Raw genomic sequence first — 14363 nt, forward strand, 5'->3', positions numbered from 1 at the left:
TGGAGCCTACATGTCCCAAACCTCGGTCTACGATACCCTTGCCCGCCTCGGCATCGAACTGCCGGCCGTCAGCGCCCCCGCCGCCGCCTACGTGATGGCCGCGCAAACCGGCAACACCGTGTTCCTGTCCGGCCATATCGCGCGCAAGGACGGCAAGGTATGGACCGGCAAGCTGGGCCAGGAGATCGACACCGACACCGGCAAGGCCGCCGCCCGCGCCGTCGCCATCGACCTGCTGGCGACGCTGCATGCGCATGTCGGCGACCTGAACCGCGTCACCCGCATCGTCAAGGTGATGAGCCTGGTCAATTCGACCACCGACTTCACCGAGCAGCACCTGGTCACCAACGGCGCCTCCGAACTGCTGGCCGAAGTCTTCGGCGACAAGGGCAAGCACGCGCGCAGCGCGTTCGGCGTGGCGCAGGTGCCGCTGGGCGCGTGCGTCGAGATCGAACTGATCGCCGAAGTGCAGGGCTGAAGCTTTATCGTTGACTGAGCGGCCGGCCGCCGGCCGCTCTCCCAAGAATCACCGCAGACAAGAGACACATCATGAAATGGGCCATTTCCCGCCGGGCACAGCAACTCACCAGCTCGGCCATCCGCGAAATCCTGAAGGTTACCGAGCGTCCGGAAGTCATTTCGTTCGCCGGTGGCCTGCCGTCCCCGGCCTCGTTCCCGGTAGCGGCGATGGAAGCCGCGACGGCCCGCGTCTTCGCCGACAACCCGCAGGCGGCGCTGCAATACGCCGCGACCGAAGGCTACCTGCCGCTGCGCGAGTTCGTCGCGCGGCGCCATGACGTGTCGGTCGAGCGCGTGCTGATCACCACCGGCTCGCAGCAGGCGCTGGACCTGATCGCCAAGGTGATGATCGACCCGGGCAGCAAGGTGATGGTGGAAACCCCCAGCTACCTCGGCGCGCTGCAGGCGTTCTCGCTGTTCGAGCCGGAATTCGTCTCGATCCCCAGCGACGACAAGGGCCTGCTGCCCGACGCGCTGACGCCGGAGCTGACCGCCGGCGCGCGCTTCCTGTACGCCCTGCCCAACTTCCAGAACCCGACCGGGCGCCGCCTGCCGCTGGAACGCCGCCAGGCGCTGGTGGCGCGCGCGCAGGAACAGGGCGTGCTGCTGGTCGAGGACGATCCGTACGGCGCGCTCAGCTACACCGGCGACCAGCTGCCGAGCCTGCTGTCGATGAACCCCGACGGCGTGATCTACATGGGCTCGTTCTCGAAGGTGCTGGCCCCCGGCATGCGCCTGGGCTACGTGATCGCACCGCCCGAGCTGCATTTCAAGCTGTGCCAGGCCAAGCAGGCCTCGGACCTGCACACGCCCACCTTTACCCAGCGCGTGGCCTACGAGACCGTGCGCGACGGGCTGCTCGACACCCATATCCCGACCATCCGCGAGCTCTACGGCAAGCAGTGCCAGACCATGCTGGATGCGCTCAGGCGCCACATGCCCGAGGGCGTCAGCTGGAACACGCCCGAAGGCGGCATGTTCATCTGGATGGAACTGCCCGAGGGCCTGGACAGCATGGCGATCCTTGAGGAAGCGGTGAAGCGCAACGTCGCCTACGTGCCGGGCGCGCCGTTCTACGCCAACAACCCGAAGCGCAACGCGCTGCGCCTGGCCTTCGTTACGGTGCCGGCGGAGCGCATCGAACAAGGCGTGGCGATCCTCGGCGAGCTGTTCCGCGAAGCCATTGCCGCGGCGCGGCAGCCGCGCGCGGCCTGAAGCCACGGCTAGACGGGCGCACCTGACTTGGGAGACGACATGTTGCGTATCTGGGGCCGGCTTTCCTCCATCAACGTGCAGAAGGTGGTCTGGTGCGCGCGCGAGCTGCACCTGGACCATGAGCGCGTCGATATCGGCGTCAACAAGGGCGACCTCGACACCGAGGCCTACGTGCGCCTGAACCCGAACCGCCAGATCCCGGTGATCGAGGATTTCCGCGGCACGGACGTCGGCGGCGAGCCGTTCGTGCTGTGGGAGTCCAATGCGATCGTGCGCTACCTGTGCGCACGCTACGGCGAAGGCACGCTGTGGCCCGAGGACGTGAAGGCGCGCGCCTCGGCCGACCGCTGGATGGACTGGCAGACCACCGCCTTCAGCCCGGCGATGGTGACCGCGTTCCTGAACCTGGTGCGCAAGCCCCAAGCCGAGCGCGACCCGGCCGCCATCGAGGCCTCCTGCGAGCGCACCGAGCCGCTCGCCGCGCTGCTGGACAAGGCCCTGGCCGGACGCGAGTTCATCGGCGGCGACCGCTTCACCATGGCCGACATCTCGCTGGCCTGTGCCGCGCACCGCTGGATGGGACTGCCGCGCCAGCACCAGCCGCGCCCCGAGCTGGAGCGCTGGCTCAACGCCATGCGCGCCCGCCCCGCCGCCGGCGGCATCCTGGAACTGCCGCTGCGCTGAGCCGCGGCAGTTTTTTCACCCGTCCTGCTACTTCGGCGCGCGCGAGCCCGACGCCGCCGTGAACACTCCCAGCCCGATAAAGGCCGCGCCGGTCAGGTAGCGGCCCAGCGCGCGCGCCCGGCCGGCGCGGCGCAGCGCCGGCATCACCGCGGCGGCGGCCATCACGTAGCACGCATCCGTGGTCGCGGCGATCAGCACGAAGGCCACGCCCAGCGCCAGGCTTTGCGCCAGCGCCGAGCCCGCCGGGTTCATGAACTGCGGCAGGAAGGCGGCGAAGAAGATCGCGGTCTTGGGGTTGAGCAGCGCCACCACGAAGCCGTCGCGCACCACCTGGCGCAGGCTGCGCGGCGACACTTCCGGGGCGCCGCCATCGGCGCCGGTGCCGGCGCCGCGCAGCGCGCGCAGGCCCAGCCAGATCAGGTAGGCCGCGCCGGCGTACTTGACCACCGTAAAGGCCAGCGCCGAGACCGAGAACAGCACCGCCAGCCCCAGCGAGGCGCCGATGGCATTGCCCAGGTTGCCCAGCGCCACCGCCCCGATCGAGGCCAGGCCGGCCTGCCGCCCCTGCGCCAGCGTGCGGGTGACGATATAGACCACGGCCGGGCCCGGCGTGATCGCCAGCGCCAGGCTGGCCACCCCGAAGGCCGTCAGCAGCGGCCACGGCGGAAGGAATTCAGTCATGGGAAACCTCGCCTAGAAGAGTGATGGCGCCGGCGGCGTGCCGGCGCGCTGCCCGCCAGTATGGCGCCATGGCCGTACCCGCGCCAGCCGGCCGGAATCGTCGCCACGACCAGTCACGCTGCCGCGCGCATGGCTTGCATACTTTTGCAACGGGCGCCGTTTAGAGTACTCTGGCCGGTGTGCCGCAAGGGCCCCATGTGCGCCTCGCTGCTCGTCCGGGCAAACCCTGATCCCTGAATGTGGCTCATCGCGACCATGACGCGATGTACGGCGGCGGCGGACGGGCCCTTTTTTAAAATCCTTGTTCTTTGCCGGCGCGGCGGCTGCCGCACGCCGGTGCAAAGCGCAGGCGGGAGTTCCAGGGCACGCAGATCGCCCGGGCGCCCGAGCCAAACCAGAGGAGGATTTCGATCGTGTGGAGTCAAGTCTATGACCCGCTAGGCAATATGGCGCTGTCGACCATTGCCGCGGGCATTCCCGTCGCCGTGCTGCTGGCAGCGCTCGCGTTCTTCCATATGCAGGCGCACCTGGCGGCCGGCCTGGCGCTGCTGATCGGCATCGTGGTCGCGTCCACCGTGTTCGGCATGCCGGCGGCCATGGCGGGCAAGGCGGCGGGGCTGGGCATCGTGTCAGGGCTGTTCCCGATCGGCTGGATCGTGCTGAACATCATCTTCCTGCACCGGCTCACCACGCTGAATGGATCTTTCAAGGTCTTGCAGAACTCGATCTCGGGCATCACCGAAGACCGCCGCCTGCAGCTGCTGCTGGTGGCGTTCAGCTTCGGCGCCTTCTTCGAAGGTGCGGCCGGCTTCGGCACGCCGGTGGCCGTGACCGGCGCCATCCTGATCGGTTTGGGCTTCTCGCCGCTGGCGGCCTCGGGCCTGGCGCTGATCGCCAACACCGCGCCGGTGGCGTACGGCGCGCTGGGCGCGCCCATCATTGGCCTGGCGTCGGTGACCGGGCTGGACCTGCTCGACCTGTCGGCGATGATCGGGCGCCAGTTGCCGTTCTTCTCGGTGATCGTGCCGTTCTGGCTGATCTGGGCCTTCGCCGGCTTCCGCGGCATGCTGGCGATCTGGCCGGCGATCCTGGTGGCAGGCGTGAGCTTCGCCGTGCCGCAATACCTGGTATCGAACTTCCACGGCCCGTGGCTGGTGGACGTGATCGCCGCGCTGGTGTCGATGGGCGCTCTGACGCTGTTCCTGAAGGTCTGGCATCCGAAGGAAATCTGGACCTCGACCAAGATCCTCGGCCGCCACGACGACTCCAAGGTAGACCACCCCGAGGCGCTGGAAGCCGACGCCCGCGCCAGCGCCGCCTCGGCCGGGATCTCGGTGGCCAGGGCCTGGATGCCGTGGGTGATCCTGACGGTGTTCGTCTTTGTCTGGGGCATCCCCGAGTTCAAGAAGCTGATGGATAGCCTGTGGGCCTGGAAATTCCCGGTGCCGGGCCTCGACAAGGCCATCGTCAAGGTGCCGCCGGTGGTGCCCAAGGAAGTCATCGAAGGCGCGGTGTTCAACTTCAACGTGCTGTCGATGGCCGGCACCGGCATCTTCGTCTCGGCGATCGCCGGCGGCCTGCTGATGGGCTACTCGGTGCCGCGCCTGTTCAAGGAGTATTGGGAAACCATCAAGCTGGTGCGCTACTCGCTGCTGACCATCTGCGCGATGTTCGGAGTCGGCTACCTGACCCGCTACTCGGGCCTCGATGCCACGCTGGGCCTGGCCTTTGCCCACACCGGCGTGTTCTACCCGCTGTTCGGCACCATGCTGGGCTGGCTGGGGGTGGCGCTGACCGGCTCGGATACCGCCTCGAACGTGCTGTTCGGCGGCCTGCAGAAAACCACCGCCGAGCAGCTGGGGCTGTCGCCGGTGCTGATGGCATCGGCCAACAGCTCGGGCGGCGTGATGGGCAAGATGATCGACGCGCAGTCGATCGTGGTGGCCTCGACCGCCACCAAATGGTACGGCCACGAAGGCGACATCCTGCGCTACGTGTTCTTCCATTCGATCGTGCTGGCGATCCTGGTGGGCCTGTTCGTGACGCTGCAGGCCTACGTGCCGCCGTTCACGCATATGGTGATCCACCATCCCTGATCGCGCTGCCTTTGCCATAATTTCGGCATAGCGTTTCAGACAAGGCCCCGCCCCTGGCGGGGCTTTTCCATTGGGCAACGCGCGTATCATGTTGCGTCTGATCCGCCGCAAGCGCCCCCGGGTTCCCACAAGGACAAAGGACGACTGGGCGTGCCGTGGCACACAACGGGAACCCTGCCATGTTGCGTCGCCTGGAAAGACTGATCGATCCCTTCCGTCACATGCCCGACCGCGAGCCGCCAGGCCAGGTGCTGCGCTTCTACACCTGGTACCTGCGCGAGGTCTGGGGCGTGTTCTTGCTGCTGTTGCTGGTGGGGCTGGTGGGCGCGCTGATCGAGGTGGCGCTGTTCAGCTTCCTCGGCCGGCTGGTCGACATGGCGCAGACCACGCCCGGCGCCGAGTTCTTCAGCCGGCACCGCAACGAGCTGGTGTGGATGGCGGTGGTGGCGGTGCTGCTGCGGCCCATCTTCTTCGGCCTGCACGACGTGCTGGTGCACCAGGTGATCAGCCCCAGTTTGTCCAACCTGATCCGCTGGCAGAACCACCGCTACGTGCTCAAGCAGAGCCTGTCGTTCTTCCAGAACGACTTTGCCGGGCGCATCGCCCAGCGCATCATGCAGACCGGCTTTTCGCTGCGCGACTCCGCGGTGCAGGAGGTGGACGCGCTGTGGCACGTGGCGATCTACGCGGTCAGTTCGCTGGTGCTGTTCGCGCAGGCCGACTGGCGGCTGATGATCCCGCTGCTGCTGTGGATGGTCTGCTACGTGGCCGCGCTGCTGTACTTCGTGCCGCGCGTGAAGCAGCGCTCGGTGATCGCCACCGAATCGCGCTCGCGGCTGATGGGGCGCATCGTCGACGGCTACACCAATATCACCACGCTCAAGCTGTTCGCCCATACCCGGCAGGAAGAAGACTACGCGCGCGATGCCATGGCCGAGCAGACCGAGAAGACGCGGCAGGCCGGGCGCATGGTCAGCGGCATGGACGTCACCATCACCGCGATGAACGGCGCGCTGATCGCCGGCACCACCGGGCTGGCGGTGTGGCTGTGGAGCACCGGCCATGTCACCACCGGCGCGATCGCGCTGACCACCGGGCTGGTGATCCGCATCAATAATATGTCGGGCTGGATCATGTGGGTGGTCAACGGCATCTTCGAGAACGTCGGGCAGGTGCAGGACGGCATGAAGACCATCGCGGTGCCGCGCCAGGTCACCGACCGCGCCAACGCGCAGCCGCTGCGCGTCACGCACGGCGAAGTCCGCTTCGAGCAGGTCGGGTTCCACTACGGCAAGGGCTCGGGCGTGATCGAGGGCGTCAACCTGACGGTGCGGTCGGGCGAAAAGATCGGGCTGGTCGGACCTTCGGGCGCGGGCAAGTCGACGCTGGTCAACCTGCTGCTGCGGCTCTACGACGTCGAGCGCGGCCGCATCCTGATCGACGGCCAGGACATCGCCACGGTCACGCAGGAGAGCCTGCGCGCGCAGATCGGCATGGTCACGCAGGACACTTCGCTGCTGCACCGCTCGATCCGCGAGAACCTGCTCTACGGCAAGCCCGCCAGCACCGAAGCCGAACTGGCCGCGGCGCTGCACCGCGCCCGCGCCGACGAGTTCATTCCGCACCTGGTCGATGCCCACGGCAACACCGGGCTGGAGGCGCAGGTCGGCGAGCGCGGCGTGAAGCTGTCAGGCGGTCAGCGCCAGCGCATCGCGATTGCGCGGGTGCTGCTCAAGAACGCGCCGATCCTGATCCTGGACGAAGCCACCTCGGCGCTGGACTCCGAAGTGGAAGCCGCGATCCAGGAAAGCCTGGAAACGCTGATGCAGGGCAAGACCGTGATCGCCATCGCGCACCGGCTCTCGACCATCGCACGGATGGACCGGCTGGTGGTGCTGGACAACGGGCATATCGTCGAGAACGGCACGCATGCGGAACTGCTTGCGCATGGCGGGCTGTATGCGCGGCTGTGGGCGCATCAGACTGGGGGATTCGTGGGGGTGGATTGATATGTTGCCCGCCGGATTGGGGGCTCCCTCTCCCGCAAGCGGGAGAGGGGAGCAAACCAGCAGGCCACTCAATTGCCCGCAGGCACCTCCACCCGCACCGGCTCGATCCGCGGCTCCTTCAGCTTCGCCTCGAGCTGCTTGCCCTTGCGCGCGCGCTTGCCGACATACGGCAGCAGCGACTGCCCGGCCAGCTTCTGCGACGACGGTTTGCCGCCGCGGCCGGCGCCCGACAGCACCAGCCCGGGCGCGCCCACGGCAACCGCCTGCAGCAGCTTCTCCTTGGGTTCCAGCTCCATCAGGATCACGCCGCGGCCGCCGGCGGACAGCACCTTCACTTCATCCAGCGCCACCAGCAGCAGGCGGCCGTTGCCGGACAGGCAGGCCGCATGCGTGGCCTCGTCGCCGATCGGCGCGGGCGGCAGCGGGGCATCGCCGTCGTCCAGCGTCAGGAACGACTTGCCGCCCTTCTGCCGGCCGGTCATGTCGCCCACCGTGGTCTGGAAGCCGTTGCCGTTGGCCGTGGCAATCAGCACGCGCTGGCTGGCGCTGCCGGCAAAGGTGTGCGCCACCTGGCTGCCGGATTGCAGCTCGATCAGCGTGGTGATGGGCACCCCGTCGCCGCGTCCGCCCGGCAGGCTGGAGACCGGCACGGAGTAGACCCGGCCGTTGGTGCCGAACACCAGCAACACGTCGACGGTGCGGCAGTCGAAGGTGTTGTAGAGCGCATCGCCGGCCTTGAAGGTGAACTGCTGCGGATCGTGGCCATGGCCCTGGCGCGTGCGCACCCAGCCCTTCTGCGACATGATCACCGTCACCGGCTCGTCGATCACGCGCACCTCGGCCGCGGCGCGGCGCTCTTCCTGGATCAGCGTGCGGCGCGGGTCCTTGTCTTCCGGGCTGAACTGCTTGGCGTCGGTCTCGATCTCCTTGATGATGCGACGGCGCATCATGGTCTCGGACTTGAGCAGCACGTCCAGGTCGGCCTGCTCCTCGCGCAGCTCCTTCAGTTCCTTCTCGATCCGGATCGCTTCCAGGCGCGCCAGCTGGCGCAGGCGGATTTCGAGGATGTCCTCGGCCTGGCGGTCGCTCAGGCCGAAGGCCTCGATCAGCGCCGGCTTGGGCTCGTCGCTCTCGCGGATGATGCGGATCACCTCGTCGATATTGAGCAGCACCAGCATCCGGCCTTCGAGGATATGGATGCGGTCTTCGACCTTGCCCAGGCGATGGCGCGTGCGGCGCGTGACGGTATCGAAGCGGAACGCGATCCACTCGCCCAGGATCTCGCGCAGGCCCTTCTGGCGCGGACGGCCATCGGTGCCGATCATCACCAGGTTGATCGGCGCGCCGGATTCCAGGCTGGTATGCGCCAGCAGGGTCTGGATGAACTCCTGCTGGCCGATGTTCTTGCTCTTGGGCTCGAACACCAGCCGCACCGGCGCGTCCTTGCCGGATTCATCGCGCACCGCGTCGAGCACCGCGAGCACGGTGGCCTTGAGCTGCTGCTGGTCCGGCGTCAGCGCCTTCTTGCCGGTCTTGATCTTGGGGTTGGTGATTTCCTCGATCTCTTCCAGCACCTTCTGCGCCGAGGTATTCGGCGGCAGTTCGGTCACCACCAGTTGCCACTGGCCACGCGCCATTTCCTCGATGGTCCAGCGCGCGCGCACCTTCAGGCTGCCGCGGCCGTTCTCGTAGATCTGGGCAATATCCGCCGCCGGCGAGATGATCTGGCCGCCGCCGGGATAGTCCGGCCCGGGCATCAGCGCCAGCAGCTCGGCCAGCGCGATGTTCGGGTTGCGGATCATCGCCACGGTGGCGGCGGCGACCTCGCGCAGGTTGTGCGGCGGGATCTCGGTCGCCATGCCTACCGCGATGCCCGAGGCACCGTTGAGCAGCACGAACGGCAGCCGCGCCGGCAGCAGCCTGGGCTCCTGCATCGAGCCGTCGTAGTTGGGGATGAAGTCGACCGTGCCTTCGTCGATCTCGTCGAGCAGCAGCCGCGAGATCGGCGTCAGGCGGGCTTCGGTGTAGCGCATCGCCGCCGCGCCGTCGCCGTCGCGCGAGCCGAAGTTGCCCTGGCCATCGATGAGCGGATAGCGCAGCGAGAAGTCCTGCGCCAGGCGTACCAGCGCGTCATAGGCGGACTGGTCGCCGTGCGGGTGGAACTTGCCCAGCACGTCGCCGACCACGCGCGCCGACTTGACCGGCTTGGCGTCGGCGCGCAGCCCCATCTCGTGCATCGCGAACAGGATGCGCCGCTGCACCGGCTTCTGGCCGTCGGCCACCTCGGGCAGCGCGCGTCCCTTGACCACGCTGACGGCGTAGTCGAGGTAGGCGCGCTCGGCGTAGCGGGCCAGCGTCAGCGAATCGGCCGGCTCTTCAGGTTGAAACGTGATGTCTTGTTGTTCCATGGATAGGCAAGGATTCGGCGCGCCACGCGTTCGATTTCAACGGCCGGCGCGCCGGTTGCTTGTGATTCGTGGGTGCCGGTCAGGGCATGGGCCGGCGCGCGCCGAGCACCATCTTCACGCGCGGGCCGTCGCCATCGCCCGGGCCGGCGCCGGCGCTGGCGCGCCTGAGCACCACGCCCTGCTGCGGCTGGTACAGCCGGTAGAACTGCAGCACGGTGCTGACATACTGCCGGGTCTCCGGATAGGGCGGGATGCGGTTGTTGTAGCGCTGCACCGCGCCCTCGCCGGCGTTGTACGCAGCCAGCACCAGCTCGAGGTTGTCGGGGAACTGCTGCATCAGCCAGCTCAGGTAGCGCACGCCGGCGGTGATGTTGGTGCGCGGATCGGCCAGCTTCTGCTCGATGGTGCGGCGCGCATCGGCGCTGACGCCAAAGCGCGCGCCGGTGTCGGGAATCACCTGCATCAGGCCGATCGCGCCCTTGGGCGACACCGCCGCCGGGTTGAAGCCCGACTCCACCGCCATCACCGCCTTGACCAGCGCCGGATCGACATCCTGCTTGCCGGCGATCTGGTGGATCAGCGGCTCGACGGTCTTGATATTGGGATGGTTGAGGACGTAGCGATACAGCTTGTGCTGCTCGAGGTCGATGTCGAGGTCGATGTGACCTCGCGCCGCCTGCGCCTGCCGCGCGGCCAGGCGTCCGGTGTCGAGCCTGCCGCCGTCCTTCATGAACAGCTTGTAGCGCGCGTCGAGCTTCTGGTCGGCGAAGTGCGCCACGCCGTCGGCATCGATAAAGCCCCACAGCTCGGCATGCGCCGCCGGCACGCAGGCGAGCCCGGCCAGCGCCAGCAGGACTGCGGTTGCCTTGCGCCAGGGATTGCCGTGGGTTCTCGTCTTCATCGTGCGTTCCAGAGTAGGCGGACCGGAGCGGGCATTATGCGCCAATCGGGCCTGGCCGGCACCGGCGCGGCAGCGCCCGCGGCGCGGCCCCCGGCTCAGATGTCGGCCTCGACCTCGTTGCCCTTCTCTTCCAGCCAGCTGCGGCGCTGGGCGGCCTCGCCCTTGCCCATCAGCATGTTCATCATCTCGACGGTCTGCGGCAGGTCGTATTCGCCCAGCATCACGGGCAGCAGGCGCCGCGTGTCGGGGTTCATGGTGGTTTCCCACAGCTGCTCGGCGCTCATCTCGCCCAGGCCCTTGAAGCGCGAGATCTGCCACGAGTTTTCCTTGACGCCGTCCTTGAGCAGCTTGTCCTGGATCGCTTCGAGCTCGCCTTCGTCCAGCGCGTACAGCTTCTGCGCCGGCTTCTTGCCGCGCGCCGGGGCATCGACGCGGAACAGCGGCGGACGCGCCACATAGACGTTGCCGGTCTCGATCAGCTTGGGGAAATGCCGGAAGAACAGCGTCAGCAGCAGCACCTGGATATGCGCGCCGTCGACATCGGCGTCGGACAGGATGCAAATCTTGCCGTAGCGCAGGTTGGACAGGTCGGGCTCGTCATTGGCGCCGTGCGGGTCCACGCCGATCGCCACGGCGATGTCGTGCACCTCGTTGTTGGCAAACAGGCGGTCGCGCTCAGTCTCCCAGGTGTTGAGCACCTTGCCGCGCAGCGGCAGGATGGCCTGGAATTCCTTGTCGCGGCCCATCTTGGCCGAGCCGCCGGCGGAGTCGCCCTCGACCAGGAACAGCTCGTTGCGGGTCACGTCGGTGGACTCGCAGTCGGTCAGCTTGCCGGGCAGCACGGCCACGCCGGAGCCCTTCTTCTTCTCGACCTTCTGCGCCGCGCGCGTGCGCGCCTGGGCCTGGCGGATCACCAGCTCGGCCAGCTTCTTGCCGTACTCGACATGGTGGTTCAGCCACAACTCCAGCGCCGGGCGGCTGAAGGTGGACACCAGCCGCACCGCGTCGCGGCTGTTCAGGCGCTCCTTGATCTGGCCCTGGAACTGCGGGTCCAGCACCTTGGCAGACAGCACGAACGAGGCGCGCGCGAACACGTCCTCGCTCATCAGCTTGACGCCCTTGGGCTGCAGCGCATGCATCTCGATAAAGCTCTTGACCGCCTGGAACAGCCCTTCGCGCAGGCCGGACTCGTGCGTGCCGCCGGCCGGCGTGGGGATCAGGTTGACGTAGGACTCGCGCACCGGGGCGCCGTCCTCGGTCCAGGCCACCACCCACGACGCGCCTTCGCCGTCGGCAAAGCCTTCCTCGCCGGGGTTGGCGTCGGGGTCGGCAAAGTGCTCGCCCTCGAACATCGGGATCACCAGCTCGGCGCCACTACCCTGCGCCAGCGCCTCGACCAGGTAGCCCTTCAGGCCCTGGTCATACTGCCAGGTCTGGCGCTCGCCGGTCTTTTCGGTCACCAGCGTGACCTTGACGCCCGGCAGCAGCACGGCCTTGCTGCGCAGCAGTCGCTGCAGTTCGGCCAGCGGAATCGCCGCCGAATCGAAGTACTTGGCATCCGGCCACACCTGCACGCGCGTGCCGTTCTTTTTCTCGCCGCGCTCGAGCTTGCGCGAGGCCAGCGGCACGGTCACGTCGCCGCCGGAGAAGGTCAGCGTCGAGCACATGCCGTCGCGCCAAACGGTAACGTCCAGCTGCGTCGACAGGGCATTGGTCACGGACACGCCGACGCCGTGCAGGCCGCCGGAAAAGGCATAGGCGCCGCCCTTGCCCTTGTCGAACTTGCCGCCGGCGTGCAGCCGGGTAAAGACGATCTCGACCACCGGCACGCCCTCTTCCGGGTGGATCCCCACCGGGATGCCGCGGCCGTCGTCTTCCACGCTGAGGCTGCCGTCGCGATGCAGGGTCACCAGGATCTCGGAGCCGTGGCCGCCAAGGGCCTCGTCCGAGGCATTGTCGATCACCTCCTGCACGATATGCAGGGGGTTGTCGGTCCGGGTGTACATGCCGGGGCGCTGCTTGACCGGCTCCAGGCCCTTCAGGACCCGGATGGAAGATTCGCTGTACTGACTGGTTTTGCTCGCCATGGAGTCGCTACGAAAGTGATGGTCCCGGCTGCCGCGAGGCGTACAACTGTGCACGCGCCGGGGCACCGGGCACTGCATTGTAATGGAAGCGCGCGACGCCAATCCCGCAGAAAAAAGCCAACGCCCCAAGCCCGCACCGGGTCCGGCTTGCCGGGCCGCCGGCAGTTTTTGCCGGGGCGCCGCCGGTGCGGGCGACGCCGTACGCGTTTTCCCGAGGCAGAGTAAACTGCCCACCACCCGGCCCCGGCAAGCCTGATTGCCGTTCCCGGCGCGGTAAAACAACAAGCACAGACAATCCCTGTCGGCGCCGCTTCACCCCGCGCGGCCGCCGCACACCGAGCCAAGACATGCAGAACCGACAACTCTCCCTGACCACCGTGCTTGTGTGCGGTGGCTTGCTGGTCACGCTTTCGATGGGCATCCGGCACGGCTTCGGCCTGTTCAACCTGCCGATCACGCAGGCGCACGGCTGGAACCGCGAGACCTTCGCCTTTGCGCTGGCGCTGCAGAACCTGATGTGGGGCGCAAGCCAGCCTTTCGCCGGGGCCCTGGCCGACAAGTTCGGCGCGCTGCGCATCATGCTGGTGGGCGTGGCGCTGTACGTCGCCGGGCTGGTGGTGATGGCGCTGGCGACCAGCGGCACCGCCTTCGCCACCGGCGCCGGGGTGATGATCGGCATCGCCCAGTCCGGCACCACCTACAGCATCGTCTACGGCGTGATCGGCCGCGTGGCCAGCCCGGAGAAGCGGGTCTGGGCCATGGGCATCGCCGCCGCGGCAGGCTCGTTCGGCCAGTTCCTGATGATTCCGGTGGAACAGGGGCTGATCTCCGGCCTGGGCTGGCAGAACGCGCTGTACGTGATGGCGCTGATGGCGTGCGTGATGCTGCCGCTGGCGCTGACCCTGCGCGAGCCGCGCGAGGCCGCCCACACTGGCGGCCACCACCAGACCATCGGCCAGGCCATCCATGAAGCCTTCGGCAACCGCAACTTCCAGCTGCTGACGCTGGGCTACTTCGTGTGCGGCTTCCAGGTAGTCTTTATCGGCGTGCACCTGGCACCCTACCTGAAGGACCAGGGGCTGACCGATCCCAAGGTGGCCGTGGTGGCGCTGGCGCTGATCGGCCTGTTCAATGTCTTCGGCACCTATACCGCCGGCGCAATGGGCCAGCGCCTGCCCAAGCGCTACCTGCTGGCGGCAATCTACCTGGCGCGCTCGGTGGTGATCGCCGCCTACCTGCTGCTGCCGCTGACAGTCGCCAGCACCTGGGTGTTCGCGGCAGTGATGGGTTTCCTGTGGCTGTCGACCGTGCCGCTGACCAACGGCATCATCGCGCAGGTGTTCGGGGTGAAATACCTGTCGATGCTGTCGGGGGTGGTGTTCTTCTCGCACCAGATCGGCAGTTTCCTTGGCGCGTGGCTGGGGGGCTATCTGTATGACCGCACCGGGGGCTACAACACGGTGTGGATGATCGCGATCGCGCTTGGGGTGCTGGCGGCGCTGGTCAACCTGCCGATCCGCGAGCAGGCGGTAGTGCGGGCGCAGCCGGCGGCGGCGTGATGAGTACGGCCCTGGCGCGCATGGCGAAGGCAGCCGGGCTGGCGATGCTGGCCGGGGTGCTGGCGCTTGGGTTCGTCGGTTATCTGCGGCCGGCCTTCATCGTGGATCTGACGAATATGGTGTTGGCCTGGTGTGGGTGAGAGTCCTTAGCTGACACGTCTGCCCATGCCCACTGTGTGCTCCCTCTCCCGCAGGCGGGAGAGG

Annotated in this window: 11 protein-coding genes; 7 read left to right on the forward strand and 4 right to left on the reverse strand. The window is 67.8% G+C overall.

The genetic code is table 11. The features are described 5' to 3' along the window. The first annotated feature begins 10 nt into the window (after positions 1-10). The 3 genes from MKD50_RS04090 to MKD50_RS04100 all read left to right on the forward strand — a co-directional run bounded on the left by MKD50_RS04090 (position 11) and on the right by MKD50_RS04100 (position 2418). Complete coding sequence (locus MKD50_RS04090; RefSeq protein WP_115704021.1) at positions 11-478, forward strand: RidA family protein; 468 nt, start codon at positions 11-13, stop codon at positions 476-478. A 71-nt stretch (positions 479-549) separates the two neighbouring features. Next, positions 550-1734, forward strand: a complete 1185-nt coding sequence (locus MKD50_RS04095; RefSeq protein ID WP_240072385.1) for an aminotransferase-like domain-containing protein — start codon at positions 550-552, stop codon at positions 1732-1734. A 39-nt stretch (positions 1735-1773) separates the two neighbouring features. Continuing rightward, positions 1774-2418: a glutathione S-transferase family protein gene (locus MKD50_RS04100; RefSeq protein ID WP_115704024.1), complete on the forward strand. Its 645-nt coding sequence runs from the start codon at positions 1774-1776 to the stop codon at positions 2416-2418. A 27-nt stretch (positions 2419-2445) separates the two neighbouring features. Here MKD50_RS04100 and MKD50_RS04105 read toward each other — a convergent pair whose 3' ends face one another. After that, on the reverse strand, positions 2446-3099 hold the full coding sequence (locus tag MKD50_RS04105; protein ID WP_240072386.1) for a LysE family translocator: 654 nt from the start codon (positions 3097-3099) through the stop codon (positions 2446-2448). Positions 3100-3512: 413 nt separating this feature from the next. On the opposite strand from MKD50_RS04105, the gene MKD50_RS04110 reads away from it, so the two are divergent. Next, positions 3513-5195, forward strand: coding sequence for an L-lactate permease (locus MKD50_RS04110; RefSeq protein ID WP_115704026.1), 1683 nt, complete (start codon positions 3513-3515; stop codon positions 5193-5195). Positions 5196-5374: 179 nt separating this feature from the next. After that, the gene (locus MKD50_RS04115; RefSeq protein WP_252666495.1) at positions 5375-7204 is read left to right on the forward strand and encodes an ABC transporter ATP-binding protein; all 1830 of its coding nucleotides are present in this window, start codon (positions 5375-5377) and stop codon (positions 7202-7204) included. A gap of 68 nt (positions 7205-7272) precedes the next feature. On the opposite strand, the gene parC is transcribed toward MKD50_RS04115, so the two are convergent. The 3 genes from parC to MKD50_RS04130 form a co-directional block, all read right to left on the reverse strand. After that, positions 7273-9612, reverse strand: coding sequence for a DNA topoisomerase IV subunit A (gene parC / locus MKD50_RS04120; RefSeq protein ID WP_252666496.1), 2340 nt, complete (start codon positions 9610-9612; stop codon positions 7273-7275). Between the two features lie 79 nt (positions 9613-9691). Further along, positions 9692-10513, reverse strand: a complete 822-nt coding sequence (locus MKD50_RS04125) for a lytic transglycosylase domain-containing protein (RefSeq protein ID WP_115704031.1) — start codon at positions 10511-10513, stop codon at positions 9692-9694. A gap of 95 nt (positions 10514-10608) precedes the next feature. Further along, the gene (locus MKD50_RS04130) at positions 10609-12600 is read right to left on the reverse strand and encodes a DNA topoisomerase IV subunit B (protein WP_115680705.1); all 1992 of its coding nucleotides are present in this window, start codon (positions 12598-12600) and stop codon (positions 10609-10611) included. 347 nt (positions 12601-12947) lie between these two features. On the opposite strand from MKD50_RS04130, the gene MKD50_RS04135 reads away from it, so the two are divergent. Both MKD50_RS04135 and MKD50_RS04140 read left to right on the forward strand, forming a co-directional pair. Beyond that, positions 12948-14159 (forward strand): MFS transporter, encoded by a 1212-nt coding sequence (locus MKD50_RS04135; RefSeq protein WP_115680706.1) that lies wholly within the window; start codon positions 12948-12950, stop codon positions 14157-14159. Next, a complete protein-coding gene (locus MKD50_RS04140) occupies positions 14159-14299 on the forward strand; it encodes a hypothetical protein (protein ID WP_252666497.1) in 141 nt (46 codons plus the stop codon). Before MKD50_RS04135 ends, MKD50_RS04140 begins: the two co-directional genes overlap by 1 nt. Positions 14300-14363 lie beyond the last annotated feature (64 nt).

Origin of the sequence: Cupriavidus mimosae (genome assembly GCF_023952485.1) — a bacterium.
Taxonomy (GTDB): Bacteria; Pseudomonadota; Gammaproteobacteria; order Burkholderiales; family Burkholderiaceae; genus Cupriavidus; species Cupriavidus taiwanensis_C.

Bases quoted from the DNA above. Each gene is read 5' to 3' on its own strand.
- MKD50_RS04090 (WP_115704021.1), top strand. From the start codon at position 11: ATGTCCCAAACCTCGGTCTACGATACCCTTGCCCGCCTCGGCATCGAA.
- MKD50_RS04095 (WP_240072385.1), top strand. From the start codon at position 550: ATGAAATGGGCCATTTCCCGCCGGGCACAGCAACTCACCAGCTCGGCC.
- MKD50_RS04100 (WP_115704024.1), top strand. From the start codon at position 1,774: ATGTTGCGTATCTGGGGCCGGCTTTCCTCCATCAACGTGCAGAAGGTG.
- MKD50_RS04105 (WP_240072386.1), bottom strand. From the start codon at position 3,099: ATGACTGAATTCCTTCCGCCGTGGCCGCTGCTGACGGCCTTCGGGGTG.
- MKD50_RS04115 (WP_252666495.1), top strand. From the start codon at position 5,375: ATGTTGCGTCGCCTGGAAAGACTGATCGATCCCTTCCGTCACATGCCC.
- parC (WP_252666496.1), bottom strand. From the start codon at position 9,612: ATGGAACAACAAGACATCACGTTTCAACCTGAAGAGCCGGCCGATTCG.
- MKD50_RS04125 (WP_115704031.1), bottom strand. From the start codon at position 10,513: ATGAAGACGAGAACCCACGGCAATCCCTGGCGCAAGGCAACCGCAGTC.
- MKD50_RS04130 (WP_115680705.1), bottom strand. From the start codon at position 12,600: ATGGCGAGCAAAACCAGTCAGTACAGCGAATCTTCCATCCGGGTCCTG.
- MKD50_RS04135 (WP_115680706.1), top strand. From the start codon at position 12,948: ATGCAGAACCGACAACTCTCCCTGACCACCGTGCTTGTGTGCGGTGGC.
- MKD50_RS04140 (WP_252666497.1), top strand. From the start codon at position 14,159: ATGAGTACGGCCCTGGCGCGCATGGCGAAGGCAGCCGGGCTGGCGATG.